Origin of the sequence: Aquimarina sp. MMG016 (genome assembly GCF_018100805.1) — a bacterium.
Classification (GTDB): domain Bacteria; phylum Bacteroidota; class Bacteroidia; order Flavobacteriales; family Flavobacteriaceae; genus Aquimarina.
This window is the reverse complement of record NZ_JAGJEA010000001.1, coordinates 569331-589665: the sequence shown is the minus strand read 5'-3', so window position 1 is coordinate 589665 and position 20335 is coordinate 569331. Positions and strand designations below refer to the sequence as shown.

The 20335-nt window shown below is 34.7% G+C and carries 20 protein-coding genes and 1 tRNA gene; 5 read left to right on the top strand and 16 right to left on the bottom strand.

Going from position 1 to position 20335, the window contains the following annotated elements; all coding sequences use genetic code 11:
• Position 1: 1 nt before the first annotated feature.
• Entirely contained in the window at positions 2-604 is a 603-nt protein-coding gene (locus tag J8M14_RS02490) for a hypothetical protein (protein WP_211072761.1), read from the bottom strand.
• A gap of 297 nt (positions 605-901) precedes the next feature.
• Between J8M14_RS02490 and J8M14_RS02485 the strand changes: the two genes are divergently transcribed.
• From J8M14_RS02485 to J8M14_RS02475, 3 genes are all read left to right on the top strand, one after another.
• Positions 902-1114 carry a hypothetical protein gene (locus J8M14_RS02485; RefSeq protein WP_211072760.1) on the top strand — a complete coding sequence of 71 codons (213 nt, stop codon included), beginning with the start codon at positions 902-904 and terminating at the stop codon, positions 1112-1114.
• A gap of 49 nt (positions 1115-1163) precedes the next feature.
• Complete coding sequence (locus J8M14_RS02480) at positions 1164-1322, top strand: hypothetical protein (RefSeq protein WP_211072759.1); 159 nt, start codon at positions 1164-1166, stop codon at positions 1320-1322.
• A 252-nt stretch (positions 1323-1574) separates the two neighbouring features.
• Positions 1575-2018, top strand: coding sequence for a M23 family metallopeptidase (locus J8M14_RS02475; RefSeq protein ID WP_247672530.1), 444 nt, complete (start codon positions 1575-1577; stop codon positions 2016-2018).
• A 3-nt stretch (positions 2019-2021) separates the two neighbouring features.
• Here J8M14_RS02475 and J8M14_RS02470 read toward each other — a convergent pair whose 3' ends face one another.
• From J8M14_RS02470 to J8M14_RS02450, 5 genes are all read right to left on the bottom strand, one after another.
• Positions 2022-3365: an HTTM domain-containing protein gene (locus J8M14_RS02470; protein WP_211072757.1), complete on the bottom strand. Its 1344-nt coding sequence runs from the start codon at positions 3363-3365 to the stop codon at positions 2022-2024.
• Positions 3362-4294: a bifunctional riboflavin kinase/FAD synthetase gene (locus J8M14_RS02465; protein WP_211072756.1), complete on the bottom strand. Its 933-nt coding sequence runs from the start codon at positions 4292-4294 to the stop codon at positions 3362-3364. Before J8M14_RS02465 ends, J8M14_RS02470 begins: the two co-directional genes overlap by 4 nt.
• 224 nt (positions 4295-4518) lie before the next feature.
• On the bottom strand, positions 4519-5151 hold the full coding sequence (pth, locus tag J8M14_RS02460) for an aminoacyl-tRNA hydrolase (RefSeq protein WP_211072988.1): 633 nt from the start codon (positions 5149-5151) through the stop codon (positions 4519-4521).
• A 223-nt stretch (positions 5152-5374) separates the two neighbouring features.
• Positions 5375-6004 carry a 50S ribosomal protein L25/general stress protein Ctc gene (locus J8M14_RS02455; protein WP_211072755.1) on the bottom strand — a complete coding sequence of 210 codons (630 nt, stop codon included), beginning with the start codon at positions 6002-6004 and terminating at the stop codon, positions 5375-5377.
• A 23-nt stretch (positions 6005-6027) separates the two neighbouring features.
• Positions 6028-6969, bottom strand: a complete 942-nt coding sequence (locus tag J8M14_RS02450; protein WP_211072754.1) for a ribose-phosphate pyrophosphokinase — start codon at positions 6967-6969, stop codon at positions 6028-6030.
• Between the two features lie 155 nt (positions 6970-7124).
• Here J8M14_RS02450 and J8M14_RS02445 point away from each other — a divergent pair.
• Together J8M14_RS02445 and J8M14_RS02440 are read left to right on the top strand one after the other, a co-directional pair.
• A tRNA-Leu gene (locus tag J8M14_RS02445) sits at positions 7125-7206 on the top strand.
• 224 nt (positions 7207-7430) lie between these two features.
• On the top strand, positions 7431-7790 hold the full coding sequence (locus J8M14_RS02440) for a hypothetical protein (protein WP_211072753.1): 360 nt from the start codon (positions 7431-7433) through the stop codon (positions 7788-7790).
• A gap of 22 nt (positions 7791-7812) precedes the next feature.
• Here J8M14_RS02440 and J8M14_RS02435 read toward each other — a convergent pair whose 3' ends face one another.
• The 10 genes from J8M14_RS02435 to J8M14_RS02390 all read right to left on the bottom strand — a co-directional run bounded on the left by J8M14_RS02435 (position 7813) and on the right by J8M14_RS02390 (position 20240).
• On the bottom strand, positions 7813-8532 hold the full coding sequence (locus tag J8M14_RS02435; RefSeq protein WP_211072752.1) for a site-specific DNA-methyltransferase: 720 nt from the start codon (positions 8530-8532) through the stop codon (positions 7813-7815).
• A 15-nt stretch (positions 8533-8547) separates the two neighbouring features.
• Positions 8548-9657 (bottom strand): hypothetical protein, encoded by a 1110-nt coding sequence (locus tag J8M14_RS02430; protein ID WP_211072751.1) that lies wholly within the window; start codon positions 9655-9657, stop codon positions 8548-8550.
• Positions 9658-9700: 43 nt separating this feature from the next.
• Positions 9701-10042, bottom strand: a complete 342-nt coding sequence (locus J8M14_RS02425) for a hypothetical protein (RefSeq protein WP_211072750.1) — start codon at positions 10040-10042, stop codon at positions 9701-9703.
• A 24-nt stretch (positions 10043-10066) separates the two neighbouring features.
• Positions 10067-10312, bottom strand: a complete 246-nt coding sequence (locus tag J8M14_RS02420) for a hypothetical protein (RefSeq protein ID WP_211072749.1) — start codon at positions 10310-10312, stop codon at positions 10067-10069.
• A gap of 83 nt (positions 10313-10395) precedes the next feature.
• A complete protein-coding gene (locus J8M14_RS02415) occupies positions 10396-11013 on the bottom strand; it encodes a hypothetical protein (RefSeq protein WP_211072748.1) in 618 nt (205 codons plus the stop codon).
• A gap of 28 nt (positions 11014-11041) precedes the next feature.
• Positions 11042-13540 carry a DEAD/DEAH box helicase family protein gene (locus tag J8M14_RS02410; protein ID WP_211072747.1) on the bottom strand — a complete coding sequence of 833 codons (2499 nt, stop codon included), beginning with the start codon at positions 13538-13540 and terminating at the stop codon, positions 11042-11044.
• A gap of 138 nt (positions 13541-13678) precedes the next feature.
• Positions 13679-15631, bottom strand: coding sequence for a UvrD-helicase domain-containing protein (locus J8M14_RS02405; protein ID WP_211072746.1), 1953 nt, complete (start codon positions 15629-15631; stop codon positions 13679-13681).
• On the bottom strand, positions 15618-17561 hold the full coding sequence (locus J8M14_RS02400; RefSeq protein ID WP_211072745.1) for an AAA family ATPase: 1944 nt from the start codon (positions 17559-17561) through the stop codon (positions 15618-15620). The genes J8M14_RS02405 and J8M14_RS02400 overlap by 14 nt, the downstream gene beginning before the upstream one ends.
• 490 nt (positions 17562-18051) lie before the next feature.
• Complete coding sequence (locus J8M14_RS02395) at positions 18052-19269, bottom strand: antirestriction protein (protein ID WP_211072744.1); 1218 nt, start codon at positions 19267-19269, stop codon at positions 18052-18054.
• Between the two features lie 53 nt (positions 19270-19322).
• Positions 19323-20240, bottom strand: coding sequence for a DNA adenine methylase (locus J8M14_RS02390; RefSeq protein WP_211072743.1), 918 nt, complete (start codon positions 20238-20240; stop codon positions 19323-19325).
• Between the last annotated feature and the right edge of the window lie 95 nt (positions 20241-20335).

The window sequence follows — 20335 nt, the reverse complement described above, 5'->3', positions numbered from 1 at the left end:
GTTAACGTTGTTTAGGGCTCATTAATTGATCAAATATTTCATACACCTTTTTAATAAGCCTTTTTTTACAATTGTATTTTGCCTGTACCAAAGCCTGGTAATTCTGAAACCCCAATTGCCGTTGCAAGTCTTTTAATTTTGTATTGGGATCCATTTCTGATTGCATTAATGTTTTACATTTCTCTGATAAAGTATCTAATGCTTGAGATAAAGCCCTTTTTTGTAACCACTCTACTTCCAGATTCTCCATAGGATCATCAGCGTTCAAATTATGTTGATCATTCAATTTATGATCTTCAGATAGTACCTCCTTTAATACGATAGAATTCCAGGGATGACGTTTTGAAATAAGCCAGTTGTTTTTACACATTACAAAAATATAGCCCATACTATTTTCAGGTATTTTTTCCTGACGAATTACAAATCGTTCCCAAAACTTCTGCATTGCAGCAATAAAAATATCTTCAGCTTCTTGCCGCGACTGTGTCAGAGATAGAAGTTTAGGTTTTAGCTGCTCAAAAAGATCTTTAAGAAAACGATCAAAGGGCAATTCATTTCCTTGTATTGCCTGTTCAATAATCTTTTCTAGCTTGTTTTTATTCATATAAGGGGTGATTTCTTTAAAACAATGTAGCTGTCGTTGATCTATTGATTACAAACAAATTTTACTACCAATTGTTTCAAAAAGCACAAAACTAATTAAAAAAGAGTTTGAAAAAAATCAAAAAACACCTGTTATGTTTTTTGATTCTTGCATTAATACCATGTAGACCTGTAGGATTTGAATAAATACACGGGAATACAAAGGATAACAAATCAAATTAAGGGTAATTGGAATTGACACAAACCTTGAGTGTCATAAAATGTTCAGGGACTTAATCATTTTTTAAAATTATTACTTATGAAAAAATCGTTGTTAAATTTAGGGACCGCACTTAGCAAATCAGAACAAAAACAAATTTCGGGAGGAAACTCATTTGTTTATCCTCTGGGGTATTGCCTGGCTCAAGGAACAAACCCTCCACAAGTTATTGCACAGGTACCTTGCAATGAAAAATGCCCTGATGGTTCTACGCCATTTTGTTACGTATTTGACGATGGTATTCGTAACTAAGTTAGTTAGTGTCTTTTGTAAAATTATAATTTTTTAAATCATCTTAATTATGAAAAAATCATTGTTAAACATTGGTAAAGCCTTAAGCAGAGATCAGCTTAAGCAAATTAACGGAAAATCTGGTGGGTATTATTGTCCTGGAGGAAATAGCCCTGCCAATGCACCGAGATGTCCGGTTCCTTGTTTTATGGGGAATTGCCTTCTTTAAAGTAGAATACTAAAATAATCAAGAATACACAAGAGTTCTGATACAGAACTCTTGTTTTTTATACCTCAATCACGATCATAAATATACGTTGCCTTATGTTGTATATTTGAATATATGATCACAGCTACCACCAGACGATTTTTGGTTTCTCTATTTACATGGATAGGTTTTCTATACAGAAACCGAAACACCCGAAAATATACGTTACTGCCCCTCGTAGTTATCGGATTGGGGTTTTTGATACCTCAAAAAATGATTATCCCAGTCAAAGGAGCAACTACCAAAGATTGGGATGACCATTCTTTTTGGGCATATCCCTGGGGAAGTTCGATCACACATAAAGGAATTGATATTTTTAAAGAAAAAGGCACTGATGTAATTTCATCTACCTACGGTATTGTTATCTATACGTATGAAGGTGGCAAAGGAGGGAAGACAGTTATGGTGCTTGGTCCCAAATGGCGGTTTCATTACTATGCTCATCTCGATGAGGTAGATGCTTTTCCATTGCAACCAGTCAAAACAGGAACCAAATTAGGCACTGTTGGTACTACGGGTAATGCTGTAGGTAAACCACCACATCTTCATTATGCGATTACGACTCCTTTTCCTTATTGGTGGTTACGAGATAGTGAAGCTGTCCAAGGTAATAGAAAAATGTTTCACCTGGATCCGGATATTTGGTTGCGAGAATAACCTTTATTCTTTTTGTTCTGAATCGTTTACTTCAGGATATTTAATGATCCATGGATTTGTAGCAAAATAATTCCAGGGGACGCTTGCAAGATCAACTTTAGGATCAATAAAATCTCTATGCTTTTTACCATTAACAGAAACTTTACTTTTTACATATACAGCCACATCTTTCCCTTTGGTATCGTATTCTTTTTTAAGACGCTGTGCAAATTGCCACATAGCATCCGGTTTAGTAGAAACCGTACGTAATTGTTTTTTAGATAAGTAGTCGTTTTTGTTTACGTACTTCTTTTTGGCATTTGGATCATTTTTATCAAGGATATAAAAATTTGTCATACCAGAACGACCTCTAAGCATCATCCTCCAACTCATCCTATGCCCTTCTTCTGTCCAAAGCACATCTCCTGGAATCACCCAATGGCGCAGAGGTAAGGCTATCTGTATAACAAACCAAATGGATGCTAAAATAAGCAATGGTTTTTTATAAGAAGGAACAATTATTTCATTATCACTGTAGAATTCTTTTTTCTTCATAAAGACCTGATGCATTCTTTCTCTGGAGAAGAAGAAAACTGTAAATGCGAGAGACATATATGGAAATATACCAATCTGGAATACTATAGAATTAAATAGATGAAAGAAGATACTCATACAAAAAGCTGTGAACCTAGTTTTTCTCCATAATAGTAATGGAACAATTAGTAGGTCAAACAAAATTCCGAAATATGTAATGCTTATATGTGACCAATGATGTTGTAACAATTGTCCTACGATAGGGTAATTAATTTTTCCTAACATTAAATTTTTTGCTACTGTATAATCTAACCAATCAGGATATAGCTTGGCCACAGACGCATAAGTGTATACGATCCATAGTTGAGCTATGATTAGTAGAACACACCATCTGGGCATCGCTATTTTTTTGAGTGAAGGTTTTCGTTTTACGTCTATAGAAAAGTAGTTACCAGCAGGCAAAACACTCATCATAATAAGTAATAGAAATAGTAGATAGTAGTGGTTGTTGTAAGAAGATTTTTGCATAAAATATACTCCTGCCCACATGATTGTGTAGGCAATGATGCTCCAGCGATATTTATAACCAATCATTACCAGAAGTCCAAAAACTCCCATTACCGCAAAGTAAAAATACATTCCGTTGCCAGGCAATGGTTGCAAAAAGTCTAACCCAATAAAGTTAAATGTAAATTCGGGTTCTATTAATGTTCTTTTGATCCATCCGGTAAAAATGGCTCCAAAAGCTTCGGCGGCAATAAGAAAACCAAAAAAAACTCTGAAGATAATCAGAGCACTATTATCTATTTGTGTGAACAACCACCGATTGATCATACTAATGAGTTTATATAATCACGAGAGAAGTCTTCATCTTGTTGCATGGCATCCTGTAAATGCTCTATGGAGTCAAACTTTTTTTCATCACGTATACGTTTTAGCATTTCGATTTGTATCTTTTTTTCGTACAGATTAAATGATGCGTCAAAAAAATGTGCTTCAATGGTTTGATGAGTACCATTAACAGTAGGATTGTTGCCAATATTCATCATCCCATAATAAGTTTTACTGTCTATACAAGATTTAATAATATAAACTCCGTTTTTTGGGATTAGTTTATAGTTTTCTGCGATATGTAGATTAGCAGTAGGGTAATTGAGTTTACGGCCTAGCTCTTTTCCTTTTACCACTCTTCCTGTAAGCATAAAATTATATCCGAGATATTTATTGGCCCTAGTGATGTCTCCATTCAGCAAAGCTTCTCGGATCTTGGTGGAGCTTACAGCAACATCATCAATATCTTGTTTAGAAATTTCTTCTACTGTAAAGTCATTCTGGATACCATAAGAAGCCAAATCAGTGATGTTAGAATTACGATTACGCCCAAATCTATGATCATATCCAATGATTACGTGTCTTACATCTAAGCAATCCACTAACATCTGCTGCACGTATTCTCCTGCAGTAAGACGAGAGAATTCTTTAGTGAATGGGTGAATGACTAAATTGTCTAACCCTGTTTTTTCCAGAATCTGAATTCGTTCATCAATGGTATTGATCAGTTTAATATTAGAATCTTGTTGTAAAACCATTCTTGGGTGTGGAAAGAAGGTGAGTATTACAGATTCTAAACCATTATTATGAGCGCTTTCTACAAGACGCTCAATGATTTTTTTATGACCAATATGCACTCCATCAAATGTACCAATGGTAACTACAGAAGGTGTTTGGTTGTCGTATGTTTTTGCGTCAGTGTAACGTTTCATCTGTTTGTTCTTATTTGTTTTCAGTTGTCAGATGGAATTCGTTATTGAACACTATAATAAATATTAATTTGAATGATATATCTCATTTCAATAAGTCTGATTTTGGTAAAATAATAAAGCTATTACTATAATACATTAGTGTATTAAAATGTTTGTTTGCGAATCAATTTTTGCCAGCTTCTTTATTAAATATAAAATTAAGGAAATACGATGAATTTTGGTATTTATTTTCCGTTAAAGGTATTCATGGTGTTTGATAACCCGGCAGTTGCAAAAGATTTGATGAGTGCAATGCCTTTTTCTAACCTTTCTGGCATTGTGGTTTCTTCTTCCTCGCTCCATTCTCCTAATACATAATCTACTTGCCTGCCTTTACTAAATTCTGATCCTACACCAAACCTAAACCTGCAATATTTAGAAGTGTTGAGTTGAGCTTCGATATCTTTTAATCCATTATGGCCTCCAGCACTGCCTTTTGCTTTAAGTCTAATAGTTCCGAAAGGAAGATTGATATCATCGGTGACTACCAAAAGATTTTCTATAGGAACTTTTTCTTTTTCTAGCCAATATCGAACTGCTTTTCCACTAAGGTTCATATAGGTGTTGGGTTTCAGTAAAATAATTGTCCTTCCTTTGAACTTATAAGTGGTGAGATCTCCTAATTTTTGAGTTTCGAAAGTAAGGTTTTCTTCTTTTGCTAAAGCATCCAACACTCTGAAGCCTATGTTATGTCGGGTGTTATGATATTTAGGGCCTATATTCCCTAAACCTGCGACAAGAAATTTTTTCATGAGCTCTTCTTGAGTTTCGACTACTGTTCTTTTTTTTGAAAATAATGTTCTAATTATAGAAAACATATGATTTCTTTTTGCGTGAGGGATAGCAGCGGCATCCTTTTTTATGCTGCCCTGAGTCTGCTTATCGGCATAGACTTGTTGAAGGGTAATCATAAAAAAGATACAGCGGATAGCCCGGCCGTAGTGTAACGGAGGACACGCCTAAATATTTTTTGTAAAAATAAAAAAAGCACTCTGAATATGGTTCAAAGTGCTTTTATAATATTCTCTAGTTAATAAGAAACTATGCTTCTGCTGCTGGAGCTTCTGCTGCTGGAGTTTCTCCTCCTTCAGTTTCTTCTTCTTCATCCTCGTCATCTGCAATAGCAACACGAGAAGTTTTCACCATACAAATTACAGTATTATCAGGGTGCAGGATAGTGAAATCATCACTTGCTACATCTGTAACATATAATTTGTTTCCTATTTTAAGGTTGGTAATATCTCCTTCGATTAGGTCTGGTAATTTAGAAGCAAGTCCTTTTACTGTAATACGTCTAAGATTGAAACGTAATACACCACCGTTACGAACACCTTTAGAGTTTCCTGTCGTTTTGAAAGGAAGTGAAATAGTGATCGGTTTATCATCAAAGATTTCAATAAAATCGATGTGTAAGATTCTATCAGTTACAGGGTGAAATTGGATATCCTGTAGGATAGCATTTATTTTTGTACCATTATCCAACGCTATTACCACGGTATGAACGTCTGGAGTGTACACTAAATTTTTGAACGCAATTTCTGGCGCAGCAAAGTGTACAACAGTGTCTCCACCGTATATTACACAAGGTACCTGTCCAGCATTACGTAAGGCTTTTGTCGCTTTCTTGCCTACGCTTTCTCTTTGAGATGCATTGATTGTTAATGATTTCATTTTAAAATTTATTAATTATTAATTTACATTATAAATTTAGAACTGATAGACTCGTTGTGATGCACCCTGTGCATTACATCTGCAAATAAATCTGCACAAGTTATCACTCTAATTTTATTACTTTCTTGTCGCAACGGAATAGAATCAGTTACGATCAATTCTTCTAGTTTTGAGTTTTCTAATTTTTCATAAGCATTGCCGGAAAGAATAGGGTGTGTACAGATAGCACGTACACTTTTTGCTCCTCTTTCCATCATTAGATCGGCTGCTTTGGTTAATGTTCCTGCGGTATCTACCATATCATCTACTAATACCACATTTTTACCTGTTACATCACCGATTAATTCCATATGAGATATCACATTGGCTTTGGCGCGTTGCTTATAACATATTACTACATCACTACTTAATGCTTTGGAATATGCATAGGCTCTTTTAGAACCACCCATATCCGGTGACGCAATCGTAAGATCATCGAGATTTAATGATTGCAAGTAAGGTAGAAAAATGGTAGATGCAAATAAATGATCTACCGGTTTCTCAAAGAATCCTTGGATTTGATCCGCATGAAGATCCATTGTAATGATCCTTGTTGCACCCGCAGTTTCTAACATTTTAGCAATCAGCTTTGCTGCAATAGGAACTCTTGGTTTGTCTTTTCTATCCTGACGTGCCCATCCATAATAAGGTAATACGGCTGTAATATGTCGTGCTGAAGCTCTCTTTGCAGCATCCAGCATCAATAACATTTCCATCAGATGATCAGAGTTAGGATGCGTTGATCCTATAATAAATACTCTTGATCCTCTTACAGATTCTTCAAAAGAAGGTTGAAACTCTCCATCACTATATGTTGATGTAATAATATTACCTAATTCGGCACCATAGGCAGTCACCATTTTTTCTGCTAGTTCGGTACTTTGACTACAGGCGAAAAATTTTGCTTCTGTTATAGCGGTTGGCATAGGTAAACTATTGTTTTGTAATGAGTTAAAACTTCTTTTCTGAAAACAAGGTGCAAATTTAAAAATTTATTTCAACTCTGACTCTTATTTTATTACTTATTTAGTGGTTTGGAATAAATATTTTTTTAATTTTGCCGTCCAATTCAATTAGGAATGCTCAAGTGGCGGAATTGGTAGACGCGCTGGATTCAAAATCCAGTTCCTTCGGGAGTGTGGGTTCGATTCCCACCTTGAGTACAAGAGTAAACAACCTTCTGATTTACAGAAGGTTGTTTTGTTTAAAATCAAATTTGATTTTGTTTTTTGGTTGTTTATAATTGACTGTGGGTTAAACATAGGTTAAACAATTGCGCGATGAATAATAAAATTAAAAATCTTACAAGGTCCTTTTGAAACCTTCGTGATTAAGGAGATTAGGGGAGGATCAACCTTATTTTGTAACCTTAATTCTTGTAAACTAAATGAAATCTCCAATCAATATCCATAGTGTAAATCAAAAAATCTATTTATCTGTCGGGATATATAGCGTTAAAGTTTTAGGAGGTTGGGGTGTAAAAGTTAATGACTTCTCTGTTTCTCTTCGAAAGATTGAGAATGGTGTGGTTATTAAATCTGAAGATACCTTTTGGAAATACCAATCTCATGCTTTCAAAAATCGAGCTAAGAAGATAGCAGTTTTAGACGTATACGAATCCGGAAATTTCTTGGTAGAATTTAAGAACTCAAAAAAATTAAAAGTAAGGCGATCAAATTTGATTTTAACGCGATTTTTTGAAAAGGAACTCCCAAATCAGGACTTAGAGATTTGTATTGGGTGCTGAGATAAAAGTACTTTCTTGAATATTACCTTTCACTGGTCTCTATAAATTCCAGTACTCTTTCTTTAGAAATATTAGCGTACTGTTCACTTATGTCACAGCCCTGGAATTGTCTACCGGTTTCTAGCGCAGCAATGGCGGTAGTTCCACTTCCTAAAAAAGGGTCAACAACCAAGTCACCGGGATTGCTATGTTTTTTAACAATTTCTCTAAAGAGATCTAATGGCTTTTGAGTAGGATGTAATCTTTTTCCCTTATGCCTTGGTATAGGATAACTATATATACCATTATCATATGAACCGTGAAAAGTAGGTTTACCTTTTTTGACTCCCATTACGGCAACTTCACGACAATTTGATAAATAGGTACTTTTCATATTTAGAGGAACAGGATTTGTCTTTTCCCAGATAACCATTCTAATCATTTTAAACCCGGCTTTGATCATTGCCTCTGACAAATGAGAAATTTTCCAAAGGTCATACCAAACTATAGCTGTACCACCATCTCGTAGCACTCCATACATATCTTTTGATAGTTGATCTAAATCAATCTGTTCTACATCCCAATCACCAAACTCCATATTTACAGAAAACCTTTTCACCCCTTTTTTAACGCTTGAAAAACCAGTTTTTCTGCTTATAGTGTACGGAGGATCAGTAAGTATTAGATCAACCGATTTTTTATCTAATCCTTGAAGAAACTCAGAATAGTCTTTCTGAAAAATTTGATGGGGTAATACTTGCATTTTTTCGAAATAACCTTACACTAAATGAATTGTTTGTTCAAAATTAAGATTATTATCGACTATTACATTTCTATATTGATTAATTCCATGACCTTTTAGAAAAGTTCTTATTGAATTGTTGTAAGTATCATTTATCGCAGGTGCGATAATGGTTGGTATAATTTGATGAACAGAAATGCCCGGAATATGAGCCTTTAACCATTTAATATATCGATTAACTTGTCCTGCTGTGTCTTCATTAGCTTCTACTGATTTTAATTCTATAAGATGAATAAACTTATTTAGTGTATTTTCTGAATAAACCAAGATGTCAATTCTTTGCATACCTGCACCTGCATATATTTCGTTGCCCAACCAAGTCACCTGCGTTTGAGGGAATAAATTATTGGTGAGTTCTATATTTCTTTTAATCTCTTGCATTAAATATGCCTGTAAATGAGATTCCCATTTTCGGGTGGAATGATTAATTAGATGAAGCAACCTTGGCCGAATATCCTGAAAATTGGTAGTGCTTTCAAGATATTCTTCGGTATAATCATTGGAATGAGCAAGCATTTGACTATTAAAATCATAATAGATAGGATACTCATGTAATATTTGACCGTGATTCCTCAAATCCAACATCTTCTTAATAATATCACTTTCGTGCGGTAGAAGCGGAGTACAACCTCTACTTCCGGTCATTTTCCTGTAAATTATACTCCAGGGAATATCGTGAACAGAATCAAAGTCCGTCATCTCATCCATAGCTTGCCACTCTGTTACTCCATTAGGATAAATTATCTTAGGTCTAATTTGTAGTCTATAAATCAAATTTCTATCAATGGTATTTGGAATATAAGCCCCATCAGGTTCATAAAATAATCTATCACTAACTACTTCAAAAATACCAAGAAATCTACCACCTTCTCGCAAATTATCATTAGTAGTTCTTTCTAAATAAAGTAGTATTTCATCTCCTGTGTGTACCCTACAAATATCCGCATACATTGAAGCTTGGCTATTTTCTGATGATGGGTTGATGGTGACATTATCCCAGCTACAATCATTTGGTTTATGAACACCTACAAAGCTATATCGTAAATGTATAGGTAATGTATCTTGCCCTACAATGAATAAATGCATATAAATATTTAGATATTTAGTTTATACTAGATTTTTGTTCTCCTTAAAGCCACTCAATTTCATCACCAACTTCTCCTTCTTCTATTTCACCTACATTAAATCCAAGCACCTCTGTAGCGATTTTCTTAAAATCAGTTTTCCAGGAAAGCCATTCATCTTTATCCATATTTGCTTCAAACTGGAGCCCTCCAGGTTCTATAGAAGCTAATACATATTTTTCATCTTCTTTAAAGCTAAACCAATGGGGTATACCATCATAGCCATTATCTTTTGTGCCGAAACCTAACCATCCTGGCATTTTAGAATATACTCTTTCTAATTTTGCAAGAATTTCTTTGGGCAAGTCATATCTGATGTTAAGGTTGCATTCATGAAATTTCATCATTTATTTGAACTTTTGTTTATTTAATTATCCATTACCTGCTCCATCTCCACTATCATTTATTAGATAGCCTAGATTTTTCAATTCTTCAAAATAAATTGTAAAACCATCCTCATCAGGATTTTTATTAGATGCTCTGAGATTAATACGCCAATCGTTAATCAAACCTCCATCAACATGCTCATAACCTTGTACTACAAAATATCTGTCCAGAGCTGGAGCATACAATTCTTGGTTTATTTCTATTTCATTTATATTGCCAATATTCCTCATGGGTTTCAATTTATCGGTTCATTGAACTTTAGATCTAACTTTGGTTTAACCACTAAGTAGGTTTTTTTCAAAAAATTAAAGGTTTAAGAAAAATTTTTGTCATCATCAAAATTATAATCGACATCGTATATATAAAAATGTTCTTCTGAAGGCATATTACTGTTAAGCAATACTGTCTTAAAAATACCGTTGGTAAACATACACAATTGTTTATCCCCATTTTCAATGGTATAGCTAACAATACCAGAAATTAATCTATCTTCATCAAATACCTTGCATAATGCTGTTATAGCATTGCTATACAGTTCCTGACCTCCTAAAGATTCTAATAAATACCAAAAATTGTCATTTGTAGTATTGTGAATTGCTAGTATCAAGCTTAAATTATTTTTTTCTTCCTCATTTTTGTTTATAATCTCAAGTAATTTAAAATAGAATTCGCTAGTTCTATGTACTTCATCATCCTCAAGCGCATAAGATATAGCCGAAGCCGGAATATAACGTCCTTCTGGAAAATTGAGATCTTCTATTATGGATGATTTGATATCGTTAAAAGTATCAATTTTATACATTCTTCCTTTGTACTCTGCAAGCATAGATGTATTATTCATTTCATTAGCCCAACGTTGAGCTTTAAAATCATCTATTTTACAATTCATAGCTTTCATAAAAGCCTTCTTATATAATAATTCTTTGTTCATTTTGAAATAAATTTAGGTTACTAATTATTTATTTGATGACGTTCAGGTATTGTTGTATAAAAGCTTTATCGTTAAGATTATACCTTATAAACTCCTGTTGTAACTGTTCTTCGGTGATGAGGTGATTTTTTGTTGTAGAAACAAAAGTATAAAGCTTATTAATGGAATCATGGAGTTTATCTAGGTTTTTTTGATCCATAACAAGCATGTTTTTTTCAACGCCTAATTTATCTTCTTTGCTACCATTGGGTTGAAGAGTTACAGCATATAAATCAGCACTAGTTAAGTACTTGCCATTAAACCAGGAGACCGAGGTTGACAATTGTCCCAGGTTAGCCTTACTGATTTTATTTTGAGATTTTTTATTAGACTTTGCCTCTAAAATAAGATTGTAGTTTTCTGAACCCCACAAAACATCACTACCTTCTCCAGATTCCTTTTCCGGTCTGCTTGATTCGAAACCCAATAAAACCCCTAAATTCTTGAGTGCTTCTTCAAACGATTCTGAAGTAGATAAGTCTTCAACATAGATCAAGTCATTTTGAATTTCGGAAATAAAAAGCAAGACATCATTAGAAGTATCAAAAGATTTAATGAATTCTAATGATTTTTTCACCTGTGGTTGCGTAACTTGCTTTTTCCATTGATTTTTCCCCATAAATGGTTCTAGCATACGATTACTCAAAGATTTGCTTTTAATTTGATAATCATTTGATCTGTCTTTATCCATTTGATATGTATAGCCACCCAAGACTTGGTTATACCAAGCTTTCTGTACTGGATCGATATCTTTTTTTAGTATTTCATGAACCTTTCTCTCTGCGTTGGTATACTCTTTATTAATAAATGAAAATACAGATTCTTTCTCCAGTTTATTGATTTCCAGTTTTAATTCTTTGGATGTAGATTCATCAAGTACTTGAGTATCCATAAAATTTCTGTAATACGTTTTCCAGCCATCTACCTGGGCAAGACAAGCATCGGCAGCAGAAGTAATTATTTTTTCAACATTATTATCATCAAATTCTTTATCCTTCATTAGATCCAACCCCATGCGAATTTGCTTTTGGGTATAATCGTTAAAAAACTTATGATTATCTCTGTAACGTAAAAATTTAAGAAGGTATCTTCCCATCAAATACACTACGCTAAAATCGTTGCCTGATCTTACGCTTCTACCCATCCCCTGTTCAATGGTCTGTGCGACATAATTAGCACTGGTTTCGTGATGAACATCTTCATAATAAATATTTTTCAATGATTTAAATTTAGGATGATCATGTATCACCAATACATTGCAGGAATCCCCGCTTAAATCAATTCCTTCATATCTATTAATAAAAACAACGCAATTTCCTTTGCTAGTTTTCAGTTTATGTATGATATCCTCTATATTTTCTTTATCTACGATTACTGCTTCCAAAGCCTCCCATAATTCTGCTGCTCTTCTATTAGGGACTAATACTACTACATTATGTCCATTATCTAAATGATGATTCAATATCGAAATTTCTGATTCTTGCGATATTTGAGGATAGTATCTTTTAGGAGCCAATATCAGACGTTCACCATAATCTTTTCTATCTGTAGGTATAATAGGATTCATAATCGATTCAATACTAAAATCTAAGTCTTTTAATATTGCATGATCATTTACAAAAGTTGCCGAAAGAGCATATTTATATGTAGCATTATTATAAGCTGAAATATTTTTTACATAACAAAGCTCGGGAGATATTTCCAATTTATTATGGGTAAAGAACAATTCGTATTGTTCATAATTATTATGAAATAAATCCCATTTAAATAGTAAAGTTTCTTTTTCCTGCGTGTATTGTACCAAAAGAGCATTAACACTTTCCTTTTTATCAAACCAAGCCCAATATGGAACTTTCATATAACAACCGTTCCCACCTTCCTTTAACATTTCATAAGAACCAACAGATTGTCTTTTGAGATCATCCTTAAATAATTTGAATAAATCACTATAAAGACTATGATTTTCACTAATTTTTATCGTGAAGCTATCTATTACACGTTGGACAATTCTATGAGCATCATCCAAAAGTATTGCTATGGGAACTATCCTATCCCGATCAAAAATATTCTTACCATTGAACATTCTATCCACTGTAGCAATCAGTATAGCTTCAGCATTAAGAAATTCTTCGGGAAAGTCTCTGTTAACATCCACCTCACAAGTCGGTATTCCTGACATTTTTGATTGTTCTATTACTTGAGCAACCAATTGTCGATCAGGGCATAAGTAAACTACTGGTTTTTTAAATTCCAACATCTTCGAATACAGCATCAAAAGACCAGTGAGTGTTTTACCAGCTCCAGTATTCATTTTGATTAAAACATTGTTAGAACCTCTTTGATGATGCCATTTTTTCAAGACCTCTTCTTGAGCAGGTCTTAATATACTATAATCATTTTGTTTGTCAAAAGAATAATAAAGTTCAATAGGTTCTATGGGCAGAGTTCGTTTTTCAAACTCTTTATTTTTCTCATCAAAAAAATCCATTACATATAATATTAGGTTAGTTGAATATTTAAAATATAGCTAATTGAGTATATCAACAGTTAATCGTTTATTTAAACTTTTAACGGTCACGTATAAGCAGTCGTTTTAATGCCGCTTATACAATGTTAGCGGCTTTTATTATATAATATTCCATCCATTTTCCTCTAATCCTGCACGATGCGCTTCAACAATCTCTTCATTAAGTGCAACGCACAATAAGTGCGTGGGTCGAGACATTCCAACGTGGGCAATCTTCAAACAAGCCTTTTTATAAGTATCTTTTTTATTCTGAGGCGGTGTGTAAGGTGTTCCAATAAGTTGATCGATTAAATGTTGACCACAAGATTTGTGATAAAAGGTTTCAAGGTAAAGCGTTACACGATGCGTCTCTCCTTTTACGGAATGAACAGTTCCTACCTCAATGGGGATCTGTCTCATCTTTTCCTGTTCCGAATAGAAGGTGTTTTTTGATTCTAATTGTTCTTCTGTCACCTCGACGACCTCTTCACTATCAATAAACGCATTAGCATATTTGTTTAACGTGAAATTGATAGCCGGGAAAAATATATCTTTTAAATAGGGGCGTATCTCCTGAATTACTTCTTCAGTTTTATTAACCAACAGTTTTCGACCCCAGATGGAAATTTTACCGTTGAGCGTAATTAATGATTCTGGGTGATGACGCTTTAAAAGCCCCAGAAATGATGTTCTATTGAAGTATCTCCGTCCTTTGGGTGTGTCGTGTTTTATATCCGCTAATCGAAGTATTTCAAGACAGCAATCCATCACCGTGTTGTAAACTTCTTTTGGATTCGTTGCTTCACAAATCTGCACAGCCGATTTTAATGTATCCAGTGATTTTTTCCTCACCATTACTTTGCTGAACGAAGGGAAGTAGCTACTTATGGTCAATCCGTCTTTTTCTTTCCCAACCCATCCAACTGCTTTAATTGGATCTTTCTGAGCATCACTGTCATCTAAACCCAACTTATGAATGAGGGAGACGAACCTCTCAAGCACTTGTGTTTCCTGTCCATTTCGATAGCTGATAATATGGGGTTGAATAGTTGCTTCCCCCGTGCCGGTTAGCTCAGAGTCACCATTCAACGCCACTGTTCTGAGAACCTTTGCAATAGGCTGTGAAAATCTTCTGGAACCAGTTATTTTTAATCTTTCTGAATCTTCCCAGGCGCTTTCAGAATTACTATCATTCAATATGGCCTGATTGGGATCACCAATCCGCTGAATAACAATATGCTTATCAAAAATCTCCTTGATGATCTCATCTTGATGAGCATAGGTATCCTGCATTTCATCAATGAATACATGGGAAAACCGGCTGGATATAGTTTGTTTAATCCTTGGGTAGTTCATTAAATACTCGTTGGCATAGAAATAGGCGTCATCAAAAGATAAATAGCCGTTACTTAAAATATCTATTTTTAAAGCTTGCAGGGCTTCATAAACTTGAGTTTCAGAATTCTCTTCCCAATTTTGGTTTTTAGGGATTTTTACTTCGATTTTATCACCACCGCATCCTTTTACTATAACAACCCCTTCTTCTGTCCTTTTCAAAGTCAGATTGCTTGCTATACCATTTGGTTGATGTAATAAAATCTTTGCTCGATTTAGATTTTGTCTACTAACATGGTTCACGTGGTAGGTAGTAAACAATCTCTTTGTTGCTATTTCTGAATCAATAGTCCTAGGTCGAAGTTTGTTTTTTCCAACGTAATATGGGATAGCCAAATATTTGTCAACAAATGATTGAATGGTGCCGAAAAAATTGGGATACTGAAAGAGACGATCAGCCTTGTTTCCCAGCTTTTTCCTTATCTCTTCAATAGCGACATTGGTATGCGTCAGAACACATATTCCTTTACCATTTTCGAATGGCATTCTTTCTGAAAGCAAATAGAGCTTTGCCAAAAGACTTGTTGTTTTCCCACTTCCCGGACAGGCTTCTACATCAATAGATTTGTCTAAACAGGATATAAATGCGTATCGCTCTCCCTTTTCATCTTGAAATGAACCATTTCCATTAAAGAAAATTTCTTCAACCCGTTTTATGTCATTTTCAGCTATCTCCATTTTCGGGTTTTGTCACGTGGTAAATTGCATCAACGATATACTTCAGCTGCGGATCACTTTTCAGAATCGGTTGCACCCGAGACTTGTACCGTAGTAGTATCTTGGACAACCATTGAGCGGTAACAGCTTTAGAGGCCTTCTTATTTTTAAGCCGCTGATATATTTTGAAAGCAATCTCGCTCTGACCTAACAGGGCAGCATCCCAATCGGCATATATTTCATTTGCTTTTCTGATCCTTTTTTTGGCCTCCTTTTCACTAATACCCTTAAAATTCTGATGAATTGATCTCGATTTTACTAATTGTGCAATGTAGGTAGCGTAATTGACCAATTTTGCCAACTCTCCCAAAGCGAGGTCATATTCCATTGTCCATAAAGTGGAATGAAATACCTTAACCTTTCCATCGGGAGAATCATAAGCAGCTCTCAGTTTATCTGATTCCGTTTGCACATCTGGTATCGCACCAGTAGTTTTTCGCTTTTTAGATTTTACTATACCGGCTGAGGGATTCACCTGTTCAATATCCAGATCAGTTAAAACAGCCACTTTTATAGGTAAAGAACCCTCAGGTTGCCGTTGGAATATTTTAGCGTATCTCAGAAGGGCTTTGCTTCCCACATTCACCACCGATACGCCATATTTATGTAATGGCCTTTCAAGTATTTCAGCAATAGCAGGAATCAGAATATTCTCGGCATCTCCTTCCACAAGAAGAACTCCTTTAGCGAAAAACAGGTTGGCTTTTGTTGCGTCCAGAAATCTTTCAAGAAAATCATAATCATCTTTTTCAAGACCAGTTTGGCCATGAGCTAACGAGTACGTCTGCCCATCCTGACACAGAATCAGATTGTCTAGATGTATTTTAGATGCAAGTGTGGTACTATGTGTGGTTAAAATAAACTGGTTGTTGAATTCCTGCTGCTTATCCTGAATGGCACTTATCACTCTGAGTTGAGCTTGTGGATGAAGGTGCGCCTCCAGTTCTTCAATAAGCGCCAACCTCAAGCCTTTGTGGTTAGTTCCTTGTAATAACAATAATTCTGCGGCAATAAATAGTTGATTCAAAGCACCAAGACCGGATCTGTTTTCTTCTAATTCCAATCCCAGTTTTCGAAGGATGCTATTCAATTCAGAACCAGAAATATTGAATTCTGGGTTTTGTGGGTCTTCAGAGTGGAAAAAATCATTTAAATGTTCCTGAACCCTTTGCTTTATTGGCCCTCCCCCTGGAGTGTTCGCTTCAATCCTGTATTCTTCATCTTGGTCAAGTGTTTCTTTTGAGAAGTATTCCTTTACCAAGCTGTTGGCCCTTAATATGTATTTCTCAAGAGTGTGTTCAACCTTTTTTTGATCCGCATCAAACTGATCCTTAAATAGAGGATCACTACTTAAAATTTGTGCCAGTCTTGATCTATATCCCGGAGACAATTCAGCTTCAGCATCTCTGAGAGGTTTAAGATAGGTCAATCTAAGTAGATCTTTAGCTCCCCCGTCAATAAAAGCACCTTCTTGGTCAACCCCAGCTCTTACATTATATATTACTCTGTTATTTCGTAAATAAGCGTATAGCCATACCCGGAGCTGATATTGCTTTTTATCATTGAAATGGAGCCACTCCAAAAAATGTCCTGCTTCCTGATCAGTGAAACCGGAAAAAAGACAATCAACCCTTAATTCTCGGCAACGTATATGTTGATTTGAGTAAAAATCACGTTCATCTATACGCTGATATTCTAAGCTGTGGGTACCGAGTAAGAATCTGATTGCATCAATGATCGCGGTCTTTCCAGAATTATTCTCTCCAACAAGCACATTCAATATAGGATTTAATGCAAGATCAATCCCTGGATTATCTGCTCGAATTTCACCGCTACTATCCGATGTGCCTATTTTCCTGAAGTTCCATATTTTAATATTTGATAAGTACATCTTGTATTTTAGTTGCCTTAACAATTGTATAAAACCTATGGGTTTTATTTTTTATTATATATTATAAACACCCCATACCCGAAGAAAACTTCGGACATGGGGTGGTTCTACTTTTTACGTTGCTTCTAAAGTAAGAAAATAAAATCAAAAGACTATTTTTTCCCTCATATTTTTATGTGTTTTTTATAAAACGTAATTTACACTTGCAATTTTTAAGAATATTACAAATAAGAGAGATTTAGATAAAAATGAGTTCATTTAAGTGTAAAATCGTAAACTTATAAAATGAACCATTTCATTGAACTTAAGGGACTTCGAGGTAGAATTTATGAGATCTCGCCGGATAGGCGGGATTAATTCAACTTACGGATTTGAGTTCGTCTTACAGACTTCTCAAATTCGAGTTTCATTAAAACGACAAGAGGGAGTACTAAAACGGTCAATTAAAGAAACCTACCCTCGAATAAGCAAAATTAGATTTAGAAACGAACTATTGACTTTTATATAAACTATCAGAATTTATAATTTCTTTACTGAAAATGTTGTATTTGATTCCTGTAATTCCGTATCTGTTTTTGGTAGTCACCGCATAATTATTTTTAAAAGTGTCATCCAATTTAATCACTTCTATATTAATTCCAGCATCGTATAATGGCGCTGTTCCCCCTCGGATAGTTTTACCTGTAGTACGCTGAAATATGACAATGAAGATAGTATTCGGATATTGTTTTCGTAAACGATCAAAATCTTGTGAGGGTAACCCTGTCTTATTCCAGCTATCTATAATGATCACATCGAAATTCTTTGTGGCAGCTTCAATGGTCTTATATCCATCAGGTAACTGATCTGCTCTGGAAATACGATTCCTGTTTTGCGGACTAAGGTATTCATTTTTCATTCTGGTAATCAAATCAGATTTACCACCAATCTCAAGGGTAAAAATGGCTACATTGTTTCCAATGCTTGCAAAGGCATCTGCTAATTGGTAGGTAAATCTTGTTTTTCCACCTCCCTGATCCCCTTCAATAGTAACAGCCAGTTCGAACTTTTCTAAATCCCCCAATAATTCTCCCATCTCTCCAGGTAATCTAAATGTTGGGGTATTGGTTGTGATAGGTTGCTGATCAAAAGAAGTGAATAAAGATTTTTTTGTTGATATGGTCATCGGAACACGATTTTCTTTGGGAGATATCATAGTATTTATACTTCCTAACCCTTCACTAGAATCTTGATTAGCTATTTTCTGAAGTTCAGATCGCCACTTACGATTGATGATGATATTGACGTGATCTACCAAGATCATTTCGTTGTATTGCCTGATCAGTTTATCTTGTACCTCTTCAATATGTTTAGCGTATACATCCCTTTTGGTGATTTCCTTTCTAGAGACTGCTTTTTGTAATGAAAGAATAAATTTTCTGAGTTCCTTTTTAGATTGGATGGTGTGATGCATATCCAAAAACGCCCGAATAAAGAATACAGAAACCATCGCATCTTGATTGTGTACTTTTCTATTCTCAAAAAGGTGAGCATTAAGTTGCTCCAGATACATATCAATGGTTTCTTTGATTTCTGGTTCTCGATCATAAAATTCCTTCGCCTCCAGAAAGAACTGATGTCCTTTTTGTAAAATATCAGGCAAATCTTTTATACGAACCTTAGAAATAGCATTATTATAATTAACTAATGAAATATGTTGTTTTTCCATTTGGTAATAATATCACAAGTGGCTCTGCCACATTCGGGTTGATTCGGGATGAGTTACGTTTTTACAAAAGATAAACGAAGTCGAAACGTCTTAGACTTCAGAAGCATAGCTTCACTTAAATTTTTGTTATTTCCATTTAAAGAAGTATTCATTTTTGTAATGTCATAATTCGCAGTAAAGACCTCTGTTTTCTTTTTATCTCTTTTCCCTTTGGTCACACTAACGGTTTGTTCTATAGACTGGCTATACCATTTATTTTTCTTTGAATATTTAAAAAGTATATCGGATGGATAACTACTAAGTAGAAACTTTCCTTTGATATTTGCTAACAAATTCAGCAAGCTGATGAAATCTTGCTTACTATACCCCTTATAATGCCCCATATCGGAATTAAAATAAGGAGGATCAATATAAAAGAAACTTTCCTTTGTATCCCTGCTTTTTATGACGGTAAGCGCATCATTACATTCGATATCTACCAAATCCAATCGCTCACAGATATCTTTAGTAAATCCATTTTTTTTGTTCAGTATGGTCCTGGAGACTCCATTGGTTTTTCGCTCATAGGCATAGCCTCCAAAAATACGGGAAGAAAAACTCATATTGGTCTGAATCCAAAATGCCCAGGCTTTTTTGACTATATCCTTTTCTGTAGGATCCTGAAGAATATCTTTTGCTTCGCTGTGCAACTTTCTACTATGCGGAGTAGACTGGATCATTTTCTGAAGTTTGGAAAACTGAAGTTTACATACTCTATAAAAATTAACCACTTTACCATCCAGATCATTAATCACTTCCACAGGACTTGGTTCTTTAGCAAAAAATACCGCAGCTCCTCCCACAAAAGGCTCACAATATAAGTTATGTTCTGGAATTAATGATAAAATATGTTTGGTCAAATTTTGCTTACCTCCATAATAACTAACAGGGGTTTTATTTACTTTTCCTAACCCATTTAAATATGAATCCATTTATATATCACCCCTTTTTATATGGTTGTTTTACTTTTTCTGCTAACCACTTTCTTACTTTTTGCTTTTCATTTCATTATAGTTTGTTTTTACAG

What these genes read in the sequence shown, in the direction of transcription:
- J8M14_RS02490 (WP_211072761.1), bottom strand. Translation starts at nt 604, where the DNA reads ATGAATAAAAACAAGCTAGAAAAGATTATTGAACAGGCAATACAAGGA.
- J8M14_RS02485 (WP_211072760.1), top strand. Translation starts at nt 902, where the DNA reads ATGAAAAAATCGTTGTTAAATTTAGGGACCGCACTTAGCAAATCAGAA.
- J8M14_RS02480 (WP_211072759.1), top strand. Translation starts at nt 1,164, where the DNA reads ATGAAAAAATCATTGTTAAACATTGGTAAAGCCTTAAGCAGAGATCAG.
- J8M14_RS02475 (WP_247672530.1), top strand. Translation starts at nt 1,575, where the DNA reads ATGATTATCCCAGTCAAAGGAGCAACTACCAAAGATTGGGATGACCAT.
- J8M14_RS02470 (WP_211072757.1), bottom strand. Translation starts at nt 3,365, where the DNA reads ATGATCAATCGGTGGTTGTTCACACAAATAGATAATAGTGCTCTGATT.
- J8M14_RS02465 (WP_211072756.1), bottom strand. Translation starts at nt 4,294, where the DNA reads ATGAAACGTTACACTGACGCAAAAACATACGACAACCAAACACCTTCT.
- pth (WP_211072988.1), bottom strand. Translation starts at nt 5,151, where the DNA reads ATGTTTTCTATAATTAGAACATTATTTTCAAAAAAAAGAACAGTAGTC.
- J8M14_RS02455 (WP_211072755.1), bottom strand. Translation starts at nt 6,004, where the DNA reads ATGAAATCATTAACAATCAATGCATCTCAAAGAGAAAGCGTAGGCAAG.
- J8M14_RS02450 (WP_211072754.1), bottom strand. Translation starts at nt 6,969, where the DNA reads ATGCCAACCGCTATAACAGAAGCAAAATTTTTCGCCTGTAGTCAAAGT.
- J8M14_RS02440 (WP_211072753.1), top strand. Translation starts at nt 7,431, where the DNA reads ATGAAATCTCCAATCAATATCCATAGTGTAAATCAAAAAATCTATTTA.
- J8M14_RS02435 (WP_211072752.1), bottom strand. Translation starts at nt 8,532, where the DNA reads ATGCAAGTATTACCCCATCAAATTTTTCAGAAAGACTATTCTGAGTTT.
- J8M14_RS02430 (WP_211072751.1), bottom strand. Translation starts at nt 9,657, where the DNA reads ATGCATTTATTCATTGTAGGGCAAGATACATTACCTATACATTTACGA.
- J8M14_RS02425 (WP_211072750.1), bottom strand. Translation starts at nt 10,042, where the DNA reads ATGATGAAATTTCATGAATGCAACCTTAACATCAGATATGACTTGCCC.
- J8M14_RS02420 (WP_211072749.1), bottom strand. Translation starts at nt 10,312, where the DNA reads ATGAGGAATATTGGCAATATAAATGAAATAGAAATAAACCAAGAATTG.
- J8M14_RS02415 (WP_211072748.1), bottom strand. Translation starts at nt 11,013, where the DNA reads ATGAACAAAGAATTATTATATAAGAAGGCTTTTATGAAAGCTATGAAT.
- J8M14_RS02410 (WP_211072747.1), bottom strand. Translation starts at nt 13,540, where the DNA reads ATGGATTTTTTTGATGAGAAAAATAAAGAGTTTGAAAAACGAACTCTG.
- J8M14_RS02405 (WP_211072746.1), bottom strand. Translation starts at nt 15,631, where the DNA reads ATGGAGATAGCTGAAAATGACATAAAACGGGTTGAAGAAATTTTCTTT.
- J8M14_RS02400 (WP_211072745.1), bottom strand. Translation starts at nt 17,561, where the DNA reads ATGTACTTATCAAATATTAAAATATGGAACTTCAGGAAAATAGGCACA.
- J8M14_RS02395 (WP_211072744.1), bottom strand. Translation starts at nt 19,269, where the DNA reads ATGGAAAAACAACATATTTCATTAGTTAATTATAATAATGCTATTTCT.
- J8M14_RS02390 (WP_211072743.1), bottom strand. Translation starts at nt 20,240, where the DNA reads ATGGATTCATATTTAAATGGGTTAGGAAAAGTAAATAAAACCCCTGTT.